This is a genomic window from Streptomyces sp. NBC_01775 (genome assembly GCF_035917675.1).
Classification (GTDB): domain Bacteria; phylum Actinomycetota; class Actinomycetes; order Streptomycetales; family Streptomycetaceae; genus Streptomyces.
Map to the genome: position 1 here is coordinate 6583429 of NZ_CP109104.1, position 23041 is coordinate 6606469.

Consider the following 23041-nt stretch of genomic DNA (forward strand, 5'->3'; position numbering starts at 1 on the left):
GGCCGTTGGAGGGGCTGCTGAAGAAGGTGCTGGCGGGGCTGGTGGGTGCTGGTGGTGAGGGCTTTTGGCCAAGGCTTTGGCGAGGGGCCGCCGGTGAGGACCGGTCACCGGTTGAGGTCCAGATAGCGCAGTACCGCCAGCACGCGGCGGCTGTATCCGGCGGAGGCGGGCACGCCCAGCTTTGTGAAGACCGCGTTCGCGTACTTCTCGACCGCGCTGAGCGACAGATGCAGCCGCCCGGCGATGGCCGCGTTGGTGTGCCCCTCGGCCATGGCGGCCATCACGTCGTGCTCGCGCGGCGACAACCGCTCGGACAACAGCCGCCGCACCACCTCCGGGTCCAGCGCGGTACGGCCCGACCCCACACGCTCCAGAGCGTCGAGGAACTCGTCGACCTGCGCGATCCGGTCCTTCAGCAGATAGCCCACGCCGCCCTCGGGTGAGGACAACAGCTCAGCGGCGTAACGGCGTTCGACGTACTGCGAAAGCACGAGAACGCCCGTGCGGGGCCAGCGCGAGCGGATCTCCAGCGCGGCGCGCAGCCCCTCGTCCGTGTGGGACGGCGGCATCCGCACATCCACCACCGCCACCTGTGGCGGATCGCGGTCCACCGCCGCAATCAGGGTCTCCGCGTCCCCCACCGAAGCCGTCACTTCGTGTCCCTCGTCCGCCAGGAGCCGTGCGAGGCCCTCTCGCAGCAGCGTCGAATCGTCGGCCAGCATCACGCGCACGGCAGCTCCGCGGTGATCACCGTGGGCCCGCCTGCCGGGGAGGCGACCGTGAACCGGCCGTCCAGCGCGGCAACCCGCCGCGCCAGCCCCAGCAGCCCACTGCCCGTCGCGTCCGCACCCCCGCACCCGTCATCCCGGACCGAGACCGTCAGCCCGGCGGTGGCGGCGGCGGACGCGGCGCTCACGGCCTCGGAGCGGGGGCCGGGTTCTGGCCGGCCGGGATCCGGGCGGGGCCCGGGGCTGGTGCGGACTCCGGCTCCGGGGTGATGGCCGGCTCCTGAGCGAGCCTCGGCCACGGGACGGGTGGTCCCGGCTCCAGGAAGGGTCCCGGCCCCGGCGTGAGCCGCGGTCACTGCGTGGGACCCGGCTGCGGCGCTGGCCCCGGCACCCGCGCGGGGTTCGGTCTGGGCCGCCATGCTGTCACCGTCCGAGACCACGGCGGCAGCCCCGTCCCCGGTCACCGCCACCTCCACCTCGACGTGGGTCGCCCCCGCGTGCTTGACCGCGTTGGTCACCGCCTCGGCCGCGACGAAATACGCCACCGCGCGCACCGTCGGCGGCGGCTCGACCGGCAGCTCCACAGCCAGCGTCACCGGCACACCTCCCGCTACCGCGCGCTCCGCCACCGTCTCCAGGGCGGCCCGCAGTCCTCCTTCGTCCAGCATCGCCGGATACACCCGCCAGGCCACCTCCCGCAGTTCCGCCAGCACCAGTTGGGACTCCTCGTGAGCTTGCCGCAGCAGCGCCGCCGACTTGTCCGGCTGTGCCGTCGCGCGCCGCGCGCGGCCCAGCACCAGCGCGAGCGCGACCAGCCGCTGCTGCACACCGTCGTGCAGATCCCGCTCGATACGGCGCCGTTCCTCGTGCACCGCCTCCACCACCCCCGCCCGGGTCGCCGCCAGCTCCCCGATCCGCCGCTCCAGCACCTCCCGCCCGTCCGGCCCCAGAAAACGCCGCGTCAGCGCCGTCTCCCACAAAGCCACCCCGTACACGCCCTGTACCGCGAGAAACAGCAGGAACAGCCCACCGCAGGCGGACAGCAGCACATCGCCGGGATTGTCCAGCCGCGCCAGCACGAACCAGCCCCACACCAAGAAGGACGCCGACAGCACCCCCAGAGTGACCGCCACCAGCACCGCGGCACCCAGCAAACCTGGCCCGGTGCGCAGCGCCAGATACACCATCACACGGCCGGCACGCCCTGGTACCGAGCCCAGCTCGACGTCGTAACAGCGCGCGATACGGCGTCTTTCCACCTCCGCCAGCCGGTGTGCGGACGCCCTCGCGCGTGGCCACGCGGCAGCCACGAGAAGAAACCCGCACGTGCCCAGCGCGGTCACGGAACCGAGGAGGAGGCCGACGGCGGTACGCGGCCAGCGGGCGCGCCACCAGCGGGCCGACGACGAGCCATTACGTGACCAACCGGACCGCGACCGACTGGCCCGCGGCCGACCGGCTCTCGACCGAAGGTGCTGAGTGGTACGCATGCGGGATCACGCTAGTCGTCACGTGCGGCGGTGCGTACTGCGGGAAACCGCACGGTCTACGGGGGCGGCCTGGATTACGGAAGCAGCGGAGACGCTCTTACCTTTTAAGCATGATCGCTCTCGCATCCGCCTCCTCCGCCGCGCCGGCCTCCGACGAGCCCAGTCTCGGCGGTGTCGCCGGCTGGGCCGCCGGGCTCATGGAGTCGCTCGGCGCGCCCGGCGCCGGGCTCGCCATCGCCCTGGAAAACCTCTTTCCGCCACTGCCCAGCGAAGTCATCCTGCCACTCGCCGGATTCACCGCCAGCAAGGGCAGTCTCAGCATCGTCGCCGTCCTCATCTGGACCACCGTGGGCTCTCTCGTCGGCGCCCTCGCCCTCTACGCCGTCGGCGCGCTCCTCGGCCGTGACCGCACCGTCGCGCTCGCCAACCGCATACCCCTGGTGAAGGCTTCCGACATCGAGAAGACGGAGCGGTGGTTCGTCAAGCACGGCACCAAAGCTGTCTTCTTCGGGCGGATGATCCCCATCTTCCGCAGCATGATCTCCGTCCCCGCGGGCGTCGAACGCATGCCGCTCCCTGCCTTCGTCGGCCTGACGACCCTGGGCAGCCTGATATGGAACTCTCTGTTCGTCTTCGCCGGTTACGCACTGGGCGAGCGCTGGCAGGAGGTCACCGACATCGTCTCCCTCTACTCCAAGGGCGTTCTGGCCGCCGTGGCGCTCGCACTTGTGGTTTTCCTCGCCTACCGCCTCACCCGCGGCACCGGCGCCCGCAGGTCGGGGAAGTCGAGCAGGTAGCCGTCGGCGCCGGGCTGGGCAGGGCAGGACCGCGAACCCTGGCGGGAGCGGGTCAAACTCGTCGCGACGCGTTCATGTGGCGCACACCGGGACAGATATCTACGGGTCCGGAACGTGCGGGACGAACCGCCAGGTGGACGAGGAGGAGACGCGGCGAGTGAAGGCGTGGAAGCGGGAGACGGCCCGCGGCGACGGGCGCGGCTGGAGCGTACGGGAGAGCGGCGCAGACCGTTCGCGGATGACGATGCGGGTCTCGCGCGACGGCGGACGCACATACGGTCCGGTCATCGTGATCAGCCCGCGGAAGGATGTGCCGCCGCAGAACGGGTCGGCCCGGCTGCCGGACTGCGCGTGCCCACGCTGCGGGGCGCCCTGATCCGCCCTCGCTCCATGAGACCTTGCTCCGGCGGACCTTGTCTCGGCGGCTCTTGTCGGGGGCATTCCCCGGGCTCTCGCCCTTCGGGGCGCGCTGTCACCCATGACCGGCTCCCATCAGGGTCGCTCCGCTCAGCAGGGTCCGGGCGGCGGCGCGCGCCTGGCGGGCAGGGGCGGGGGAGTCGGTAATGGACGCGGTGCTCATGGCGCCGTCGAGCAGGAGGACCAACTGCGCCGCCAGCCCGTCGGGTTCGGCGGCGCCGGTCTCGTGTACGAGGTCGCTCAGATACTGGTGCACGGCCGCTTTGTGATCCCGTACGGCATCGGCCACCCCCTGGGAGCCGGAGCCCAGTTCACCGAAGGCGTTTATGAAGGCGCAGCCGTGGAAGTCGGGCCCCTCGAACCAGTCGTGGAGCCAGTCGAAGACCGCCAGCAGCCGTTCCTCGGAGTCCACGTGGCGCGCCACGTGTTCCTCCAGCGCCGTGCGCGCCCAGCGGTCACGGCGCCTCAGATACGCCTCCACCAGGGCCCCCTTGGACGGGAAGCACTGGTAGATCCGCTTGAGCGAGACACCGGAGGCATCACGGATGCGGTCCATCCCCACCGCCTGCACGCCGTGTTGGTAGAAGAGCGCGTCAGCAGCGCTCAACACCCGTGTTTCGACCGTTGTTTCGGCTTCCATCGTTCCCCGCTCTCCCCAGGCCTTGAGAACTATCGTTCTCTACGATACGGTCTCCTTGGAAGCGAGAACGATCGTTCTCTGCATCCATAACGGGGATCGAACGGGGGACTGAGCATGGCCAAGCACGGAGCAACGCGCTGGACACGCTTGGGCGACCCGACGAAGGCCGGGCTGCTTGCGGCCCCGGCCTTCGTCGGCGCACCGTGCTGGGCCGGACCGCCCGTACCGCGGTCCCGGCGCCTGGCCGAGCCTCTGTGGATACCCGCAGCCGCCTGACGCACATCACGGCGCCTCGTCAGCCGTTAACGGCTGACGTGCCAACAGCGGCTTGCTGATTGCTGGTCGCTGTCTCTGCTCGCCAGCTGCCGCCCGCGTTATGCCCGGCGCCGCTGCCTCGTGACTTGCCCCTCCATACGGGGTGCCCCTCCCCCTATTGGGGCCACCCTCTTACACGCTGCTGCTCCCGGGATCCTGCCGTCCGGTAGCCGCTCCGCCCCGGTTGGCGGGCCCGTCCGTCGCGGGCTCCGAGGCGGAGGAGGCGTCGAAAGCGGGCAAGGCATCGAAGGCGGGCGAGGCGTCGAAAGCGGCGCGGCGGGTGGCCCGGCGCAGCGCTCGCAGAACGCTGCCGCCCAGCGCGAAGGTCAGCACGATGGTGAGCAGCGCCCGGGGGACGTCCCACCCGAGCGATGTGGCCAGGACGTAGGCGAGGAAACGGGGAAGGTTCTCGTGCAGGGAGTCGCCCGGCACGAACGAGATACCGGACCCCAGCCCCGCGATGTACGGCCACCCCTGAAGGTTCATGATCGCCCCGTAGAGCAGGGAGGAGACAGCTCCGTAGGCGGCCAGCAGAAGGAGTTCGCGGCGCCCCCGCAAAGTGGCGGGCGCGGGCAGCAGCCCGGCTCCCATGGACACCCAGCCCATGGCGAGCATCTGGAACGGCATCCAGGGGCCGACCCCGCCGGTGAGCAGTGCCCCGGCGAACATCGACAGCGCACCCAATACGAATCCGAAGCCGGGCCCCAGCACTCGGCCTGACAGCACCATCAGAAAGAACATCGGCTCCAGCCCAGCGGTGCCCGCACCCAGCGGTCGCAACGCGGCGCCGGCAGCGGCCAGAACGCCCAGCATCGCAACGGCTTTGGCATCGAGCCCGGTGTCGGAGACGGTCGCCACGGCGACTGCCAGCAGAAGGGGGAGAAGTGCGGCGAAGAGCCAGGGCGCGTCCTGGGAGTGCGCCAGACCGGAGGTCTCGTCAGCCAGCAGCGGCCATGCGAACGCGACGATTCCCGCCGCACTGGTGAGTGCCAGCGCGGCGATGGACCGGGGGCCTAGACGAATGGCTTTGACGGCGGAGGGAGAAGGAAGCGAAACGGGAGGGGAAGAGGTCACAGTGCCTCCCTCACCTGGCTGACGGTCAGCCAGGGCTGTGGAGCGAGGATCTTGGAGATCTGCGGGGAGTAGGCGGGGGAGGAGGTGACAACCTCTTCGGTGGGCCCGTCCGCGACGGGCTCGCCCTGGGCGAGGATGACCACGCGGTGCGCGATCTCCGCGACGAGTTCGACGTCGTGGGTGGCCAGCACGACGGCGTGGCCTTCGGCGGCGAGTTCGCGGAGCAGCGTGACCAGCCGCGCTTTGGCCGCGTAGTCCAGTCCTCGGGTGGGCTCGTCCAGAAGCAGGAGCGGTGGCCGGGCGGTAAGGATGATCGACAGTGCGAGGGCGAGACGCTGGCCCTCGGACAGATCGCGGGGGTGAGTGGTGTCAGGTATATCCGGAAGCAGACGTGAGACCAGCGCGCGGCAGGTGCCGGGAACGGCATCCGCGTCCGCGTCGGCGGACTGGCACTCGCGGGCGACGGTGTCGGCGTAGAGCAGATCACGTGGCTCCTGCGGCACGAGTCCGGCGTGACGCAGAAGCTCGGCGGGCCGGGTGCGGTGCGGGGCCTTTCCGCCGACGTTGATCTGGCCGGAGGTGGGCCGGTGCATCCCCACGAGGGTGTTCAGCAGCGTGGATTTGCCCGCCCCGTTGCGGCCCATGAGAGCCACCGTCTCGCCGGCGCTGAAGGTGAGCGTCACCTCGTGGAGGGCGGTGACGCGGTCGCGGACCAGTGTGAGCCGCGAGACCTCGGCAAGCACCGCCCCCTCCAGAGCGCCCTTCGCGGGAGCCGGACGTGCCGTAGCGGGTGCGGGTGCGGGTGTGGGTGTGGGTGTGGGAGGGGGTGCGCTGGGTCCGCCGGGGGTTCGAGGGGTGCGTGCTGCCAGGTGCTCCCTGAGGGGCGCGCTCCTCCGCCGGGCGTCCCGTACGGACAGCGGCAGCGGGTCCCAGCCCGCGAGTTGCCCCAGCTCGACCACGGGCGGCTGCACGGGCGACACGGCCAACAGCGCCGCGGGCTCACCGAGCCGGGCGGCAGGGGGAGAAGTGGGGGAGGGAGGGGAGCCCCCCGAGGAGGGGGAAGGGAGCAGCAGGACCTGGTCGGCGTACTGCACCACGCGCTCCAGCCGGTGTTCGGCCATCAGGACGGTGGTGCCCAGGTCGTGGACCAGCCGTTGCAGGACGGCCAGTACCTCTTCGGCGGCGGGCGGGTCCAGCGCCGAGGTCGGCTCGTCCAGGACGAGGACCTTGGGGTGCGGAGTGAGCACGGAGCCGATGGCCACGCGCTGTTGCTGGCCGCCCGAGAGGGTGGCGATGGGGCGGTCGCGCAGTTCGTTGAGGCCGAGGAGGTCGAGGGTCTCCTCAACGCGGCGGCGCATCGTTCCCGGCGGGAGGCCGAGGGACTCCATGCCGTAGGCCAGCTCGTCCTCGACGGTGTCCGTGACGAAGTGAGCGAGGGGGTCCTGGCCCACGGTGCCGACGACGTCGGCGAGTTCGCGGGGTTTGTGGGTTCGGGTGTCACGTCCGGCGACGGTCACCTTGCCGTGCAGCGTGCCACCGGTGAAGTGGGGGACGAGCCCCGAAACGGTTCCCAGCAGCGTGGACTTCCCGGCTCCGCTGGGGCCGATCAGCAAGCACAGCTCCCCTTCGGGGATGTGCGCGTCGACGAGGGGGAGAGCGGGGGCGAGGGGTGCCGTGTGCGCCGGGTTCGCTGGGTTAGCCCGGTTCGCCGAGAGGGCTGGGCTCGGTGGCTTTGGGGTGCGTGAGGTGTCGCGGGCGGTGTCCTCGTAGGTGACCGTGACATGGTCGAAAGTGATCACTGTGAGGGCTCCTCATCATGCTGTCGGCCTCGGAGTGCCTCCGGCCCCCGGCGAGGGGTGGATACCCGGGCGCGGGGAACGGATCCCCGCGTGCCCCTCTCGTGCCGCGGTTGCCCCGGCTGTGCTGGTGGGGCGGATTGTGCGGATTGTCCTGGCTGTCCGCCCCGGCCCTGGGCTGACGAGCCTGGTGCGGGCGCGCGAGCGGCTGGGGGTGTGGGCGACGGGGCCACGAAGGCGGGGAGGAGGCCGAGGAGGAGGGCCGCCGCCGGCCACAAGGGGAAGGCGGGGGCGGTGAGGGGTACCGCCGGAGGGTGGAGGGCCTCCGGGTAGGGCCCGGCCGCCATGATCATGAGCGCGGCGACGGCGGCGCCCGAAGCGGAGACAAGCCAGGCGCGTACGCCCCAGCGGTCGGGGCGGTAACGCGTACGGGTCGCCCGCCTGCCACCCAGCCACAGCCCGGCGAGCGCCAGTGCGAGTCCGGCGAGCAGAACGGGCAGTCCGAAACCGGCGCCCTCGGCGGCCAGCAGCCCGTAGGTCCCCGCGCACACCCCCAGCAGTCCGCCGAGGGTCAGGGCGGTGGTCGTATGCCGGATGGCGGGCGGCACCTGCGCCGTACGGCCGTAGCCGCGGGCGTCCATGGCCGCCGCGAGCGCGACCGAACGCTCCAACGCGCCCTCCAGCACGGGGAGTCCGACCTGTAGCACTCCGCGCAGACCGCGATCCCCGCGCCCTCGGAGCCGTCGTGCGGCGCGTAGTCGCCGGACGTCCGCGACGAGGTTCGGCGCGAACGTCATGGCCACCACCACCGCCACCCCCGCCTCGTAGAGCGCACCGGGAAGGGTCTTGAGCAGGCGCGCCGGGTTGGCCAGCGAGTTGGCCGCGCCTACGCAGATGAGGAGCGTGGCCAGCTTGAGGCCGTCGTACAGCGCGAAGACCATGCCCTCGGCCGTGACCCGCCCCCCGATCCGCACGCCCTGCGCCCACTTGGGCAGCGGCACCTCGGGCAGCTCGGCGATCACATGGCTGCCCGGGATGGGGGAGCCCAGGAAGAAGGCGAAGACGAGACGGATGACCAGGACGAGGATGCCCAGCTTCAGAAATGCCGCATAGGAGCGTGCCCAGGGGGCGTCGGTACGCCGGACGGCGACGACGTAACCCGCCACCACGATCAACAGGGCGAGGAGGAGGGGGTTGGTGGTGCGGGACGCGGCCGTGGCCAGGCCGAGCGCCCAGAGCCACCATGCGCCGGGGTGGAGAGCAGTGCTCCGCGTGGAGAGCGGCGCCCTTTTCGAGAGCGGTGCTCTTGTTTTGGAGCGGGACCATCGGGCCCGCCGATCTGTGAGCAGTGCTCTCGTCGTGGAGCGGGGGTGCATGTCAGGGCCTTCGACGGCGGGCCTGCCAGAGGGCTGCGGCGCCGAGTACGGCTACGGTTGCGATGCCTGCGATCACACCGAGGCCGGTGGACAGGGCGCTGTCGCCACCGCTGTCCCCACCTCCACTGGCGTCACTGGCGTCACTTTTGCCACCGGCCTCCCCCTTGTCGCCGGTGCCTCCGTTGCCCCCGTTGCCGCTCTCCTCCCCGTTCCTCTCCCCGCTCTCGGCCTGTTCGCCGCAGCCCTGGGTGGGATAGCGGCTGATGCCGCAGAGGAGGGACTCGGAGTTGTAGCGGAGAGGGGTTGCTACGGCGGCGAGGGCGTCGGCGGCGGACGCGGTGTCGTCGACGCGGACGCACTCGGTGCGGGGCTTGGGCGGGGACTTGGGCTCACCCTTGGGGGCGTCGGCGGGGGTGCCGAAGTCGATGCGGATGGCCACGCGCTTGGTGCCGGACTTCTTGGGGGTGTGCGCGCAGGCGTCGGTGAAGTCGGTGGTGCCGCGCGGTTGTTCGGCGTCGCGGGAGTCCTCGCTGAGGGCGAAGCGGAAGCCGAGGATTTCACCGTCGTCGGGGCGGAGGACGGCGGGGCCCTGGATCGCGTATGACCAGGACCCGTTGTCCTTCTGCTGCCAGAAGGACCAGTAGCGGTAGCCGCTCTGTGCCGTTGCCGCCCGCGCTGTTCCTGTCTGCGCCGTGCCCGTCTGAGCCGTTGCCGCTTGTGCCGTTGCCGCCTGTGCCGTGCCCGTCTGTGCCGTGGCGGAGAAGAAGGTGAGGGCGAGGAAGAGGGTGAAGGCCGGGGCCAGGAGTAGGGCGGGCCGGGGCACCGTTGCCGGGCGGAGTGCTCTCACAGCTGCTGCCTCTTGCGGCGACCGCTCAGGAGGATGCCGAAGCCCGCGCCGACGGCGAGGCCGACGATGATGAACGCCCAGACGGGGATGGTGGTGCCGTCGTCCTTGCCGGAGTCGCCAGAGCTGTCGGGCCTGTCGGAGTCGGGCATCTGGGCGGGCGCCGGGCCCGTCTTGTTGAGGCGGGTGAGGAGGTTGGTGCTGCCGAGCTTGGTGGGGTCGCCGCCGGTGGCGCGGGAGGCCAGCATGAGAGAGCTGATGGCGGCGGGGTCGCTCTTGGCCTTGTCCCACTTGTCGAGGTTGTCCGCCAGCCACTTCAAGGAGGCGTTGGCCTCGGTGCGGTGGCCGCCGGCGGCCAGGGCGACGACGGCGTCCGCGGTGTTCGCGTAGTCGGGCTGCTCCTTCTTGGAGCCGGGGAGCACGGTGTTGAAGTGGCCCCCGTTCTTCTTCAGGGTGGAGGCGAGGTACGCGGCTCCGGCGCCCGCTGCCTGCTTGGGGTCGTCCGTCGCGCCTCCCTCGCCGTCGGCACCCTCTCCCTTGCTGGCTTCTCCCTTTCCGCCTTCTCCCTTTTCGTCGGCGCCCTCTCCTCCCGTCGCGCACTTCAGTGGCGTCACGGGCGCGCTCTTACGGTCCTTGTCCAGCGGCTTGACCAGGATGCCGTCGCCCAGGCCGGCGAGGGAGGCGGCGGCCGTGGCGTCGTCGTTCGGGGCGAGCCGGTCCTTCTTGTCGGGCTGGTAGGCGAAGGCGCCCTGCGCGCCTTGGGCGTCCTTGATCCCCTTCGTGCCGCAAGTGAGCTGGAAGGACAGCAGCGCGTCGAACGGTGTTTCGCCGTCGGTGGTGATCCGCTTCGGGTTCTCGCCCGCTGCGTGCAAGGCGCCGATGGCGAGGGACGTGGAGTTGGCGTCCGAGGGGCTGCCGGGCGCGTAGCCCCAGCCGCCGTCCTTGTTCTGCGCCGCCTTCAGCCAGTCCACGGCCTTGCCGACGGCCGCGCCACGCCCGCCCGCGGCGGCGAGCGCCTGGACGGCGAGCGTGGTGGCGTTGATGTCGGGGGACGTCTTCTTCGGGTCGCACGTGGCCTTGGCGTCGGCGCGGTATGCGGCGAAGGAGCCGTCGTCGCACTGCTGGTCGGCCAGCCAGTCCACCGCCTTCTTCGCCGGGACGGCCCCGGCCCCGTCCAGCGCCAGCAGCGCCATGGACTGCCGCCACACGCCGTCGTACTTCGGATCCGCCTTGCCGTAGAGCCCGTCCGGCAATTTGCCCGCTTTGGTCGACTTGGCAGACCTGGCGGAGGTGGAGGTGGAGGCGATGGAAGTGGCGGAAGCGGCGGAGGAGGAGGCAGAAGTGGTCGAAGCTGCGGCCGTGGACGGTTGCGCGGATGCCACGGGTGCGGCTGTCGCGCAGAGCACGGTGGCGGCGGCAAGGGCCGTGGCGCAGTGGCGGCGGCGCGGTGACATGCGGGTGCCTTTCGGGACGGGAGCGGACCGCAGCCGTGCACGGCCGCCCCGTCGCGCGGAATCCCGCGCAGCGGCGCACCGGGCTCGGCTCCGTATACCTCGACGGTGCCGGTGGCCGGCCCGGCGCGCTGTCGCCGTACGTCTGCGCACGTGGCGTGCTGCGTACTTGATGTGCGGCGTACGTGTCGTGCTGCGTACGTCGCGCGTGGTGCGGTTGTACGGCGGCGGTGCGGCGGGTCGGTCATGGGAGCCCGCCTCGGCCCGGGTGCTCCGGCTCGCGGACGCCGTACCGCTGTCCGTACGACGGGTACGGGCGGCGGTGCGGCGGTCCGCTCACGGTTGCGGGTCAGCGCCGGATTCGCACCGGCTTCCCCCGGTCGGAGGCGTCGTTTGTCTGTCCGCCACTGTAGCCCGAGCGCGCGGACGGCCCCGGCGGCGGCCTCTCCACCCCCCGCCTGCTCCCGGCCCCGCCTGCTCCCCGCCCCGGCCGGTGGTCGACAGCCGAGAGCCGAGAGTCGAGAGCCGAGAGCCGAGAGCCGAAGGCCGACTACCGACAGCCGAAGGTCGGCAGAAGGGGTCGGCCTGTAGGTCCGTCGTGCGGGACCCGTCAGTCCGTCGCGCGGTAGGTGAGCGGCTCGGTGCCGGGGACGGGCTCGGCGTGGCCGAGCTTGACCAGGCGGCGCAGGTGCGCCTCGGCTTCGGACACGGCGATGTTGCGCGAGCCGTAGGGGATCTGTTCCCAGGGGCGGTTCCACTGCATCGTCTCGGCCAGCTGCCAGGGGGTGAGCGCGCGTTGCGAGAGCAGTGCTCTCAAATCGGAGAGGCGCTCTGCATGGTGAGCAATCAGTTGTTCGACCCGGCCCTCCGTGTCCGAGAACGCGTACTGGTGTGCGGGCAGCACCTCGGCGGGCCGCAGTCTGGCGACCCGTTCGAGAGAGTCGAGGTAGTCGCCGAGCGGGTCGGTGATCTCGTCGCTGTTGGGGTCCTCGTACAGGCCGATGTGCGGGCTGATCGTCGGCAGCAGGTGGTCGCCGGAGAACAGCCGCCCGCTTCCGGCCCGTTCGCCCCCAGCCCCAGCCCCAGCCCCAGCCCCAGCCCCAGTCCCGGCGCCGGCCCCGGCCCCGGCCCCGCTGCTGCCGCGCCGGCCCGGGTGCCGCTCCTCCAGGTGCAGGCACACGTGCCCTGGGGTGTGTCCCGGCGTCCAGATCGCTCGCAGCCGCCGCCCCCGCAGGGGCAGCAGCGCGTTGGGCTCGATGTCGCGGTCCGGCAGCGCGGCGCGCGAGCCGGGCAGCGAACGGGTGCGTCCCTCCGCCAGCGCCGTGCGCAGCGGCGCTGTGTGCGCGTCGGGTGCCCCGGCCGCGGCCAGTTTCTCGGCGAGGTAGCTCATCCACTGTCGGGAGTTCGAGCTGCGGGTGCGGCGCACGATGGCGGCGTCGGCGGCGTGCATGGCGATCCACGCGCCGGACTCCTCCCGTACGCGCGCCGAGAGGCCGTGGTGGTCGGGGTGGTGGTGGGTGACGAGTACGCCGTGCAGCTCCGCGACCGAGGTGCCGCACGCGGTGAGCCCGTCGGCGAGTGTCTGCCAGGAGTCGGGGTCATCCCAGCCGGTGTCGATCAGGACGGGGCCCGCGTCGGTGTCGAGGACGTGGACGAGGGTGTGGCCCAGCGGGTTGTCCGGTATGGGGACGGGGATGCTCCAGATCCCGCCGCCGTGGTCGGTGACCTGCGGTGCGTTCGTCATCTGTGGCGGCTCCCCCGGTCGGTGCGCGCGGCCTGCCGACGGCGGCGCCGGCAGAGGCATTGTTCCCTAGAACTAGAACTGGTACTAGTTCTGATGCACTGTCAGGAGAGTGTCGGGCGTCACAGACCGCGAAGTTGCCCGAATCCGGAGAGACCCGCACAGCGGGAGCGGGAGAGGCAGGCAGGCAGGGCCATGACGGACCACACGGAGCACACGGACCACACGGAGCATGTAGACCACACGGGCCACGCGGACGACTCGGGCCACCCCGGCGTCGCGTATGCCGAACACCATCAGCTCTACATCGGCGGCACGCTGACCGACCCTCTCGGCAAGGACACCATCGAGGTGATCTCGCCGCACACCGAACAGCCCATCGGGCGTGTGCCGCACGCCTCCCGTGAGGACGTCGACCGCGCCGTGCGCGCCGCACGTGACGCCTTCGACTCCGGGGTGTGGGCCGGGCGCAGCCTCCAGGAGCGGATCGAGGTCGTCACCCGTATCAAGGACGCGTTCGCGGTGCGCAGCGAGGAGTTCGCCCGGCTCATCAGCGCGCAGAACGGCACGCCCTACACCTCCGGCGTGATGGTCCAGTCCCTGGCGGCGATGATGGTGTGGGACTCGGCACTGAAGGTCGCCGCCGACTTCCCTTACGAGGAGCGCAGGGCGGGCGTGCTCGGCCCGCTGCTGGTGCGGCGGGAGCCGGTGGGTGTGGTCGCGGGCGTGGTGCCGTGGAACGTCCCGCAGTTCACGGCGGCGGCGAAGCTCGCGCCCGCGCTGCTGACCGGATGCTCGGCCATTTTGAAGGTCTCGCCCGAAACCCCGCTGGACGCCTACCTGCTGGCCGAGATCGCCACCGAGGCCGGGCTGCCGGAAGGCGTGCTCTCGATCCTGCCCGCCGACCGCGAGGTCAGCGAATACCTCGTCGGGCACCCCGGCGTCGACAAGGTCTCCTTCACCGGCTCCGTGGCGGCCGGCAAGCGCGTGATGGAGGTCGCGGCCCGCCAGCTGACGCGCGTGACACTGGAGTTGGGCGGCAAATCCGCCGCCGTCATCCTGCCGGACGCCGACCTGGACGCGGCCGTCGCGGGCATCACCCCGTTCGCCTGGATGATCAACGGGCAGGCCTGCGTGGCCCAGACCCGCATCCTCGCCCCGCGCTCGCGCTACGAGGAGATCGCGGAGCGCTTCAAGGCCGCCGCCGACGCACTCACCGTCGGCGACCCGCTCGACCCGAGCACCGAGATCGGCCCCCTCGTCGCCGACCGCCAGCGCCGTCGCTCCCTCGACTACATCGCGCTCGGCCAGGAGGAGGGCGCAAAGGTCCTCGCCGGCGGCGGCAGGCCGGAGTCGATGCCCACCGGCTGGTACGTGGAGCCCACCCTGTTCGGCGATGTCGACAACTCCATGCGCGTCGCCCGCGAGGAGATCTTCGGTCCCGTCATCTGCCTCCTGCCCTACGAGGACGAGGCGGAGGCCGTGCGCATCGCCAACGACTCCGACTACGGCCTCTCCGGCAGCGTGTGGACGGCGGACACCGAGCGCGGCATCGACGTCGCCCGCCGCGTGCGCACCGGCACCTACTCCGTCAACACCTTCAGTCTCGACATGCTCGGCCCCTTCGGAGGCTACAAGAATTCAGGAATCGGGAGGGAGTTCGGTCCCGAGGGTTACGGCGAATATCTGGAGCACAAGATGATTCACCTCCCGGCGGACGCGTGAGGGGGCGCCATGGGTGACCGTTGGCACGTCGAGGTGGACCGGGATGTCTGCATCGGCTCGGGCATGTGTGTGGGAGGGGCGCCGGAGGACTTCCGGCTGGACGGCGCACGCCAGTCCCACCCCGTCACCCCGGACCGGGACCCCTCCGAGACGGTGCTCGCCGCCGCGGAGAGCTGCCCCGTCGAAGCCATCGTCATCACGCTCGCGGAGACGGGCGAGCAGGTCTTTCCCCCCGACGACTGAACCCGCCCCGTCCGTCCGCCCCGTCCGTCCGCCCTGTCCGCCCGTTGGCCGCGCCGCGCCCGCCCGCTGGTTGTGCCTGCCGGATGACCTGCCGGATGAACGAGCCCGTCGGGCGAACCGGATGAACGAGCTCTCTGGGCTCCTGGGCCGCGTGCGGGTGATTCCGGGAGCGACGCCCCGAAAAGCGATTGTCCGCACGGAAGGAGGCGGGTAGGAACAGGCGTATGACTGCTCTTGGCGTTGTGTTCCGGCCCCAGTTGGCTCCCGAACGGCTGCGGGGCGTCGTCCGCGCCGCCGACCAGGCGGGCCTGGAGGAACTGTGGCTGTGGGAGGACTGCTTCCTGGAGAGCGGCATCGCCACCGCCTCGGCCGCCCTCGCGTGGACCGAACGGCTGCGGGTCGGCGTCGGCCTGCTGCCCGTCCCCTTGCGCAACGTCGCGCTGACGACCATGGAGACCGCCACCCTCCGCCGTCTCTTCCCCGGCCGCTTCGCCGTGGGCCTCGGCCACGGGGTCCAGGACTGGATGGGGCAGGTCGGCGCCCGCGCGGAGTCGCCCGTGACGCTGCTGCGCGAACACCTGGACGCGATGCGGGCGCTGCTGCGCGGCGAACGTGTGTCCGTGGAGGGGCGGTACGTGAAGCTCGACGCCGTCGCCCTGGACTGGCCGCCCGCGGTGGACGGCGATGCCGCGAACGGGGCCGGGGTCGCGAACGAGGCCGGGGTCGCAAACGGGGACGGGGCCGGGACCGGGGTCGCGAACGGGGCCGGGAACGCGAACGGGGCGGGTGGCACGGGCGCGGCGGCCGGCCCCTACGCGGGTGCCGCGGTGCTGGCCGGTGCGCGTGGGCCGCGCTCGCTGCGGCTGGCCGGCGAGGCCGCCGACGGCACGGTGCTGGACGCGAGCAGCGCGCTCGAAGACGTACGCGCCGCGCGGCGCCTCATCGACGAGGGACGCGCGGCGGCCGGACGCACCGGCCACCACACGGTCGTCGTCTACCTCCACACCGCCACGGGCCCGGACGCCACGTCCCGGCTGCGTGCCGAACTCGAACGCGAGGGCCTCGCCACCGCGAACTCCCACGAGCCGGCCCTCGAACTCGGCGTCGCCGGAGACGCCGCCACCGTCGCCAAGGCCGTCCAGCGCGTGGCCGAAGCGGGCGCGGACACGGTCGTCCTCCAGCCCACGGCGGACGAGCCCGACCCCGAGGCTTTCGTACGCTTCGCAGCCGAACAGGTCCGCCCGCTGGTGCCCTGAGAGCACGCCTGGCACCAGGTGCTTGTGCCGGGTGTCGGGTGCCGGGTGCCCGGGTGCCGGGTGCCGGGTCCTACCGTGCGGCGACTCCGCCGTCGAGGGCGAGCGTGGCGAACGTCGCCAGCCAGTGGTCGGTGGTGAAGTCGCCCGAGGCGGTCGCGGACAGGGCCGCGTCGAGGTTCGCCCCGGCCGAGGCGGTGAGGACGGCGATACGCGGATCACCGGGCGGAAGCGCGCCGGCGAGGTCGCGCAGCGCGGCGGCCCGGCTGAGGCAGAGCCCGAAGAGGTGACCGATTTGCGGGTCCGCCGCGTCCGAGACGCGGGGCGGCGGCATGAAGCCGGCACCCCCGCCCTCGCCCTCTTCGTCGCCCTTGTCGAGGTGGGCGGCCTCGTCGAGTTCGGGCAGGAACCGGCTCAGCCACTCGGTGAACTCCGCCTGCGGCAGCACCCGCCGCACCACATCCGCCTCACACAGCACGGGAGACAGAAAGTCCTGCCCCGAGGGCTCCCAGCGCACGGCAGCGCCATGTTCCGGCACGTACCACTCCCGCACCTTCGCCCTCACGGGCTCCAGGAGCCGCGCCTGCCCCGCGCGTTCGGCACTGTCGAGGATGAGGCCCAGCGAGAACGCGCTGTTGGCGTGCGTTCCGTGCCGTACGGGATACGTCGCCTTCGGCAGCCAGCCGAGCACGAGCTCCGCGACCGCCGCCGCGGCGGGCGCGAGCGCCTCGCTCCAACGCCGCGCCGACGCGGGGAGAGCGGTGCTCTCGGTTGTGAGCGGGGGGTGGGCGGCGCTGGGGTGCTCCGGAGCGAGAGCGGCGCTCTCGTCGTGGAGCGGCGGCTGGCCTGCCGCGGGGTGCTCCGAACTCAGAGCGGTGCTCTCGTTTGTGAGCGCCAGGAGCCAGGCCCAGCCGTAGGGGCGTTCGAAGGAGGGGTGGGCGCGGAGGTAGGCAGCCTCCTGGGCGAGGGCTTCGGGGGTCAGGTGGGTGTCCAGTACGCGGATCGCGGCCTCGCGCCACTGCCGCTGCGTACCGTCCGCGTCCGAAGGGGGCGGCAGGCGCAGGAGGCGGATCAGGAGCCAGTGCATGTGGACGGAGGAGTGCCAGTCGTAGGCGCCGTAGAACGCGGGGTGATACGTGCGAGGCGGCACCAGTTCGGCGGGGCCGGCGATGAGGTGGGCGGGGGCGTTGGGGTATTCGCGGGTGATGTTGGCGAGGGCGAGTTCGGCGAAGAGGGGCGCGCGGGTGGTGAGGGCCGTGGCGCTCGCGGCGTCGCGCACGCCGTTTGCGCGGGGCAACCCCGGTGCCCCCTCCTCGGGGGCCACGCCCGCCCCCGTACGGCCGGCCTCATCCTGTGACGTGCTCAATGTGTCGCCCCTCCCGTTTCGTGGATGTCGTGCGTCGTGCGGGCCGCCGCAGTGAGGAGCGCGGCGATCCCGGTGGCGGCGTCGCGCGGGGAGAGCGACGGCTGGGCGGAGCGTCCGGCCGCGATCTGCTGCGGGGTGTAGGGCACGTGGACGAAGCCGCCCCTTATGCCCGGGTGTTCGGTGGCCAGCAGGTGGGCGAGGCCGTAGAAGACGTGGTTGCACACGAAGGTGCCGGCCGTCTGGGAGACCGAGGCGGGTATCCCCGCCGCCCGGGCCGCCGCGACGCACGCCTTGATCGGGAGCGAGGAGAAGTAGGCGGCGGGGCCGTCGGCGACGACGGGCTCGTCCACGGGCTGGTGCCCGGCGTTGTCCGGGATGCGGGCGTCGTCGACGTTGATCGCGATCCGCTCGACGGTGAGGTCCGCGCGTCCGCCCGCCTGGCCCAGGCAGACGACCAGGTCGGGAGCGGCCGAGGCGAGCGCGGCGCGCAACTCCGTGAGCGCCTTGCCGAAGACGCAGCTCAGCTCGACGGCGGTGATGTCGAGCCCGGCGGGCGGTTCGGCCGCCAGGAGAGCGGCGACCTCCCAGGACGGGTTGGACGACTCGCCCCCGAACGGTTCGAAGCCGGTGACCAGCACTTTCAGCGGCCCGGAGAGGGCCTTGTCGGTTGGTGAAGACATGTGCACTGTTCCGTTCCTCCGCTCACCGAGGCGGCCGGCTCCAGCCGGCGGCCCACGCGCCCGGCACCCCGCGTCCACGCGCCCGGCACCCCGCGTCCACGCGCCCGGCGCCCCGCGTCCACGCGCCCGGCGCCCCGCGTCCACGCGCCCGGCGCCCCGCGCCCACGCGCCCGGCGCCCCGTGCGCTAAAAGGCGAAGAAGTAGATGATGACGATGTTGCAGCCGAGCAGCGCCACGGCCGACGGGGCCTGTGCCTTGATCGGCCCGTACTGATCCTTGAGTTCGAGCAGCGCGGCCGGTACGAGGTTGAAGTTCGCGGCCATGGGCGTGCAGAGCGTGCCGCAGAAGCCGGCGAGCATGCCGACGGCGAGGACGCATGCCGCGTTGCCGTTCATCTGCTCGACCAGTACGGGCCAGCCGACGGCGGCGGTCATGACGGGGAAGGCCGCGAAGGCGTTGCCCATGATCACGGTGAAGATGAACATACCCGCGCAGTAGAGCGCGACAGCGGCCAGCTTCTGGCCGTCGGGCAGGATCGACTCGGTGATCTTGCGGACCTGGGTACCGACGCCGGCGGCCTGGAATATGGAGCCGAGGACAGCCAGCAGTTGCGGCAGCAGCAGTGCCCAGCCCATGGACTCCAGCAGTCCGCGCCCCGCGTGCAGCGGCACGCTGACCCGCCGTTCGCGCAGCACCCACATGCCTACGCCCAGCGCGATGACGGCGCCGATGCCGAGTCCGAGGATGGTCTCGCTGCCCTTCTCCAGCAGCGGGGTGCCGCCGACCTTCCACTTGGCGACGAGTACGGCGCACACCATCGCCACCAGCGGAATGGTCAGCGCCGGGATGAACAGCTTGCCGCCGAAGCGCGCGGCGAGCTGCACGCGCTGCTTCTCGGTGGTGGTGTCGGGCTTGCCCTTTCCGGTGAGGTTGAAGCCGCCGACGCAGATGAGGACGAGGACGGCCACGCCCAGGGGTTCGGCCGGCGCGGACTTCTCGTTGACCCAGGTGCTGTAGAAGAAGCAGGCGCCCAGCAGGCCCCAGAAGGCGGCGGTGCCGTGCCGCCTGGGGTTGGTGCGGTCGGCGAGCATCTGCGCCGCCATGACGAGGAAGACGGCACCGACGAGCCAGAAGAACCACTCGGACTTGATCACTTCGCCGCCCCGCCTTCCGTACCGGCCCCGTCCTGCGCGGCCCCGTCCTGCGCGGCCCCGCCCTTCGCGGTCCCGCCCTGCGCGCCCTCGTTCCGCGCGGCCTTGCCCTGCGTGGCCCCGCCCTGCGCGTCCTCACGTGCCACGGCCATCTCCGCGTTCGCCATCACCAGGTCCCGCTCCAGCTGACGGTCCAGCCGCAGCAGCCGTCCGCCGTGGATGAAGAGCGCGCACACGGCGCTGGGTATCGCCCACAGCGCGAGATGCAGCGGCTCCAGGTGGGTGTGGTAAGTGCTGTTGACCAGGCCGGTGATCAGCAGGATGGAGCCGATGGCGAGGAAGCAGTCCTCGCCGAAGAAGAGCCCGACCGTGTCGGTGCCCGCCGCGTGCGAACGCACCTTCTCGCGGACCTTCTCCGGCAGTGGGCGCCCGCCGTTGGACCGCTCGGCAGCGGCCTCGGCCATCGGCGCGATCATCGGGCGGACGCTCTGCGCGGGGCCGCCGATGGTCTGGAGGCCGACGGCCGCCGTCAGCTGCCGCAGCAGGAGGTAGAGGGTGAGGAAGCGGCCGGTGGTCAGCTTGGTGCCGAGCTTCCCGATGAGGGTGCGGGCCTGCTGCTGGAGTCCGTTGCGTTCCAGGAGCCCGATGACCGGGAGGGTGATGGCGAAGATCGTCACCGAACGGCTGGTGGCGAAGCTTTCCCCGAAGGTCCGCAGGATCTCGACGGGGGAGAGCTTGCCCAGCAGTCCGGTGACGATCCCCGCCACCCCGACCACGAGCAGGGGATTGCGGCGCGTCGCGAATCCGAGGATCACCACGAGGACGCCGAGCAGAACGATCATGTCGTCTCCGCCTTCTGTGCCTGGGAAAGGGGAGCGTCAGGGATGCCCGGTCGGCCCCGGCCCGGTGGAGGGTCCTGGACCTGCGAAACCCGGGGCTTCTCGTGGTCCTGTGGTCCCACTGGCCCCGGTGAGTGACTCGGCTCCCGTGAAGCGAATTCCACCGGAGGTTAGAGGATCGTTCAACGATTCGACAAGGGTGGGGGTACACATTTCCGAACGCCGGAGGCGTACCTCCCTCACGGCTTCGGTCCCGGTGATCGTCGCAACCCCCGGCTCAGTCGTCGCAACACCCCGGCTCACGGGATGCGATGGACCACCAGATCCGGGAGGGCCGGAGGCCGCAGGGACGGAAGATGCCGACCCGCTGAGCGGACGGCGCCACTTCCCGCTCATGCGGCGGGCTACGGCGACAAAGGCGGGGCTACGGCGACAAAGAGGCGTGCCGGATCGTGGGCGTCGGCCCGCGAACCGGCACTTCCCCGCCCACGCAAAACCCTCGGCCGGGGAACCCCGGCCGAGGGGGACGGCGAGATCCGAGCGTCTCGCCAAGCTCCTGGCCACAGCCAGTTGATCACTGTGTCGCACTCTGGGGGTCGCAACAGCCGCTGTCGCAGCCCTGGGGGTCGCGACAGCGGCGTTCGGGACGCTCCCCTGAGCGCCCCTCGTGGGGGGCGGTCAGCTCTTGAGCGCACCCAGCTGCTGCATCAGCCCGCGCTCGTCCATGTTCCACCAGCTCTCCGCGAGCTTGCCGCCCTCGCAGCGGAAGGTCACCTGGCCGGTGCCCGCGAACTCCTTGCCGGTGGCCTTCACGCCCTCGAACGTGCCGACGTGCCGGCCCTTGACGGACAGCCGTACGCACACCGTGTCGCCCTCGGCCGTCATGCTCTCGATGGTGAGTTCGGGCTGGAGCGCCGCCATGATCTCCTTGTTCTCGGCCTTGGCCTGTGCCAGCCCGAGGTCGTAGGACGACATGGCCGGGTCGTGCTCCCGGTAGTCGGATGTGCACATCGCGTCCACCGCGTCGATGTTCCCCTTGTTGATCACGTCCTCGAAGAAACCGCGGACCACGATCTTGTTGAGCTGCTCGTCCCGCATGACGTCGAGGTCCGTGAACGAGGGCTCCCCCTCGCACAGGTCCACCATCTCCCGGAAGATCCGGTCGGTCTCCGGCAGGTGTGAATTCTTCACCGCCTCCTCGTGCGAGGGGAATTCCACGATCTCCACCACGTGTGTGGAATCGGCGCGGTCCCGGCCCACTATCGAATGAGTGGCCGTCCGCTTGCCTCTGGTCGCTTCGACCCAGGTGTCCATCAGCCTGTTCAGCTCATCAATTCTTCTTGTTTTGCAGTCGATGACCTGCATGAATGTCATGACGCCTCCCTGATCGGAGGATGCGGATTGCTTTCGGGTTTCCGCATACGGGGGATACGGGGCGTTAGTGTCCGCCCCGAGGTGGTGCGGTGGCATGCGTCGCCGGGAGGGTGCGGACCTGCTGGTCGTAGTCGTCCAGCAGCTGGCGGAGCTGCTGGAGCGATTCGGCGGGCACCTCCGGGGGCGCGGACTTGGTGACGTAGCGCACCGCCGCCATCAGGGCCGCCAGCTCGTACACCTGGAACGTGCCCCGGAGCACCGTCGAACGCACTCGCTCCAGTTCCATGTCAGGCCTGCGACCGTACGTAATCGACGATCTGGTTCAGTTCGGCAGCGAACTGGCCGTAATCTTCTTGCATGCCGTTGATGTAGGCACTCCAGCCCAGGCTGGCCTTCGCGTAATGGACGGCTTCCTGGATTTCCTCGTCCGTCGCGCCGAACAACTTTGCTGCCTCGGTGTGGAAAAGGCTGCAATAGTGGCACTTCGTCTCGGCGTGGAGACCGACGCCGATGAGTTCCTTGTACATGTTGGGGATCAGCGTTTCGCCGAGTTCGATCCTCTTGAAGATCTCCCACTCAGGTGCAAGCAGCTCGGTCGGGATGAGCTGGAAGAAGTGCGGAACGAGGCCGAGAGTCTGCCTGATGTCGGCCTCGATCTCCTCGCGATTCACGGTGGCAGCTTCGCGATGCATGGTGGCAGTCATACGACTTCCTCCTACGGGAGGCACCCGCGCGTCCGACCCGGGCCCCGTTCGCGCTGCTCACGAGCTGGGGAGGCGCCGAGTCTCCGACGGCACTCGCGGGCCTCACATTTCCACTCAAACACTTCGCGGCTCTGCTGTCACCCGCAGCACCCGAGGCACTCCCGTGAGGACTGTTGGCGCTGGTCACGGGGGAAGGGGCCGCGTCCCCTCGCGGGCTCGCGGGGGGCCTGCGGGGGAGGACTGAGGGCTGGTGGGCTGGAAGAAGGGGCCCGCGTCCCGTCCGTCTCAGTCCGCCGGCCGCTCCGGATACGCCTCGATCAACTGCCGCCGGGAATCCTCCAGGTAGAAGTCCAGCAGCCGCTCGGCCTCTCCCGCGTCGCCCGCCTCCAGGGTGTGGACAATCTGCTGGTTGCGGGTGAGGTACGGCTCGTGGAAGCGGCGCGGGTCGTCCATGATGTGGAACGCCAGCCGCAGCTCGGCGAGCACGCCGCGCATCAGGTCGTCGGTGCGGGCGCTGCCCGCCAGTCCGGCCAGCGCCTGGTGGAAGTGGATGTTCGCGGTCGAGCAGTCCGCCCACCGGCCGTCCGCCGCCGCCCTCTCGCCGGCGGTGACGGCCGCGCGCACCTCCTCGACGCGGTAGGGCGGGGCGCCCAGGCCGCGCAGTGCCGCGCATTCCACCAGCCGCCGTACGCGGTAAATGTCCGCGATGTCCGCAGCGGTGAGGACCCGGACGAACGTTCCCCGGTTGAGCCGGTGCACGAGCAGACGCTCGTGGGTCAGCAGCCGGAACGCCTCTCGCAGGGTGTTGCGCGAGACGCTCAGCGCACCGCAGATCCGCTCCTCCGACAGCCGGGTGCCGGGCGGGAAGGAGCCCTGGGCGATACGTTCGCGCAGGATGGCCGCCACGCGCTCGGCCGTGCTCGTGCGCCCGAGGAGGGCGCGGTCGGCGGCCAGTTCGGACAGCGCGAGGGATGTGTCGGCGGTCATCGGTGATCTCCCTCCGGGTGAGTGCCGGCCCAGTCAAGCCGAGAAGCGGG

Annotated in this window: 22 protein-coding genes and 1 riboswitch; of the genes, 4 read left to right on the forward strand and 18 right to left on the reverse strand. The window is 71.3% G+C overall.

The genetic code is table 11. The annotated features are described in order from the left end of the window. Positions 1-104: 104 nt before the first annotated feature. Positions 105-722, reverse strand: coding sequence for a response regulator transcription factor (locus OHB04_RS29305; RefSeq protein WP_326692969.1), 618 nt, complete (start codon positions 720-722; stop codon positions 105-107). Beyond that, a complete protein-coding gene (locus tag OHB04_RS29310; RefSeq protein WP_326808634.1) occupies positions 722-1987 on the reverse strand; it encodes a sensor histidine kinase in 1266 nt (421 codons plus the stop codon). Before OHB04_RS29310 ends, OHB04_RS29305 begins: the two co-directional genes overlap by 1 nt. A 341-nt stretch (positions 1988-2328) precedes the next feature. Here OHB04_RS29310 and OHB04_RS29315 point away from each other — a divergent pair, with 341 nt between their 5' ends. Beyond that, a complete protein-coding gene (locus OHB04_RS29315) occupies positions 2329-3015 on the forward strand; it encodes a DedA family protein (protein WP_326808635.1) in 687 nt (228 codons plus the stop codon). 99 nt (positions 3016-3114) lie between these two features. Here OHB04_RS29315 and OHB04_RS29320 read toward each other — a convergent pair whose 3' ends face one another. The 8 genes from OHB04_RS29320 to OHB04_RS29355 form a co-directional block, all read right to left on the reverse strand. Continuing rightward, positions 3115-3303, reverse strand: a complete 189-nt coding sequence (locus tag OHB04_RS29320; RefSeq protein WP_326690633.1) for a hypothetical protein — start codon at positions 3301-3303, stop codon at positions 3115-3117. Positions 3304-3487: 184 nt separating this feature from the next. Further along, a complete protein-coding gene (locus OHB04_RS29325; RefSeq protein WP_326690634.1) occupies positions 3488-4072 on the reverse strand; it encodes a TetR/AcrR family transcriptional regulator in 585 nt (194 codons plus the stop codon). 447 nt (positions 4073-4519) lie between these two features. After that, on the reverse strand, positions 4520-5461 hold the full coding sequence (locus tag OHB04_RS29330; RefSeq protein ID WP_326690635.1) for an ECF transporter S component: 942 nt from the start codon (positions 5459-5461) through the stop codon (positions 4520-4522). Continuing rightward, positions 5458-7260: an ABC transporter ATP-binding protein gene (locus OHB04_RS29335; protein WP_326690636.1), complete on the reverse strand. Its 1803-nt coding sequence runs from the start codon at positions 7258-7260 to the stop codon at positions 5458-5460. Before OHB04_RS29335 ends, OHB04_RS29330 begins: the two co-directional genes overlap by 4 nt. Then, a complete protein-coding gene (locus OHB04_RS29340) occupies positions 7257-8633 on the reverse strand; it encodes an energy-coupling factor transporter transmembrane component T (RefSeq protein WP_405803334.1) in 1377 nt (458 codons plus the stop codon). The genes OHB04_RS29335 and OHB04_RS29340 overlap by 4 nt, the downstream gene beginning before the upstream one ends. A 1-nt stretch (position 8634) precedes the next feature. After that, positions 8635-9480, reverse strand: coding sequence for an SCO2322 family protein (locus OHB04_RS29345; RefSeq protein WP_326690637.1), 846 nt, complete (start codon positions 9478-9480; stop codon positions 8635-8637). Continuing rightward, positions 9477-10931: a prenyltransferase/squalene oxidase repeat-containing protein gene (locus tag OHB04_RS29350; protein ID WP_326808636.1), complete on the reverse strand. Its 1455-nt coding sequence runs from the start codon at positions 10929-10931 to the stop codon at positions 9477-9479. Before OHB04_RS29350 ends, OHB04_RS29345 begins: the two co-directional genes overlap by 4 nt. A gap of 264 nt (positions 10932-11195) precedes the next feature. After that, a riboswitch (cobalamin riboswitch) is annotated at positions 11196-11304 on the reverse strand. 234 nt (positions 11305-11538) lie between these two features. After that, positions 11539-12672, reverse strand: a complete 1134-nt coding sequence (locus OHB04_RS29355; protein ID WP_326808637.1) for an MBL fold metallo-hydrolase — start codon at positions 12670-12672, stop codon at positions 11539-11541. Between the two features lie 192 nt (positions 12673-12864). On the opposite strand from OHB04_RS29355, the gene OHB04_RS29360 reads away from it, so the two are divergent. The 3 genes from OHB04_RS29360 to OHB04_RS29370 all read left to right on the forward strand — a co-directional run bounded on the left by OHB04_RS29360 (position 12865) and on the right by OHB04_RS29370 (position 15893). Then, positions 12865-14394 (forward strand): aldehyde dehydrogenase, encoded by a 1530-nt coding sequence (locus OHB04_RS29360; RefSeq protein WP_326690641.1) that lies wholly within the window; start codon positions 12865-12867, stop codon positions 14392-14394. A 9-nt stretch (positions 14395-14403) separates the two neighbouring features. After that, positions 14404-14637: a ferredoxin gene (locus tag OHB04_RS29365; RefSeq protein WP_326690642.1), complete on the forward strand. Its 234-nt coding sequence runs from the start codon at positions 14404-14406 to the stop codon at positions 14635-14637. Between the two features lie 224 nt (positions 14638-14861). Beyond that, positions 14862-15893, forward strand: a complete 1032-nt coding sequence (locus OHB04_RS29370; RefSeq protein WP_326808638.1) for an LLM class flavin-dependent oxidoreductase — start codon at positions 14862-14864, stop codon at positions 15891-15893. A 70-nt stretch (positions 15894-15963) separates the two neighbouring features. On the opposite strand, the gene OHB04_RS29375 is transcribed toward OHB04_RS29370, so the two are convergent. From OHB04_RS29375 to OHB04_RS29410, 8 genes are all read right to left on the reverse strand, one after another. Further along, positions 15964-17169 carry a DUF2891 family protein gene (locus OHB04_RS29375; protein ID WP_326809549.1) on the reverse strand — a complete coding sequence of 402 codons (1206 nt, stop codon included), beginning with the start codon at positions 17167-17169 and terminating at the stop codon, positions 15964-15966. Between the two features lie 83 nt (positions 17170-17252). After that, positions 17253-17936: a pyroglutamyl-peptidase I gene (pcp, locus tag OHB04_RS29380; RefSeq protein WP_326690644.1), complete on the reverse strand. Its 684-nt coding sequence runs from the start codon at positions 17934-17936 to the stop codon at positions 17253-17255. 185 nt (positions 17937-18121) lie between these two features. After that, positions 18122-19090: a DUF979 domain-containing protein gene (locus tag OHB04_RS29385; RefSeq protein ID WP_326690645.1), complete on the reverse strand. Its 969-nt coding sequence runs from the start codon at positions 19088-19090 to the stop codon at positions 18122-18124. Beyond that, positions 19087-19929: a DUF969 domain-containing protein gene (locus tag OHB04_RS29390; protein ID WP_326808639.1), complete on the reverse strand. Its 843-nt coding sequence runs from the start codon at positions 19927-19929 to the stop codon at positions 19087-19089. Before OHB04_RS29390 ends, OHB04_RS29385 begins: the two co-directional genes overlap by 4 nt. A gap of 675 nt (positions 19930-20604) precedes the next feature. After that, positions 20605-21300 (reverse strand): ester cyclase, encoded by a 696-nt coding sequence (locus tag OHB04_RS29395; protein ID WP_326808640.1) that lies wholly within the window; start codon positions 21298-21300, stop codon positions 20605-20607. A gap of 64 nt (positions 21301-21364) precedes the next feature. Beyond that, positions 21365-21586 (reverse strand): hypothetical protein, encoded by a 222-nt coding sequence (locus OHB04_RS29400; protein WP_326690648.1) that lies wholly within the window; start codon positions 21584-21586, stop codon positions 21365-21367. A 1-nt stretch (position 21587) separates the two neighbouring features. Then, positions 21588-22004, reverse strand: a complete 417-nt coding sequence (locus OHB04_RS29405; RefSeq protein ID WP_326690649.1) for a carboxymuconolactone decarboxylase family protein — start codon at positions 22002-22004, stop codon at positions 21588-21590. A gap of 285 nt (positions 22005-22289) precedes the next feature. After that, complete coding sequence (locus OHB04_RS29410) at positions 22290-22991, reverse strand: GntR family transcriptional regulator (protein ID WP_326808641.1); 702 nt, start codon at positions 22989-22991, stop codon at positions 22290-22292. Positions 22992-23041 lie beyond the last annotated feature (50 nt).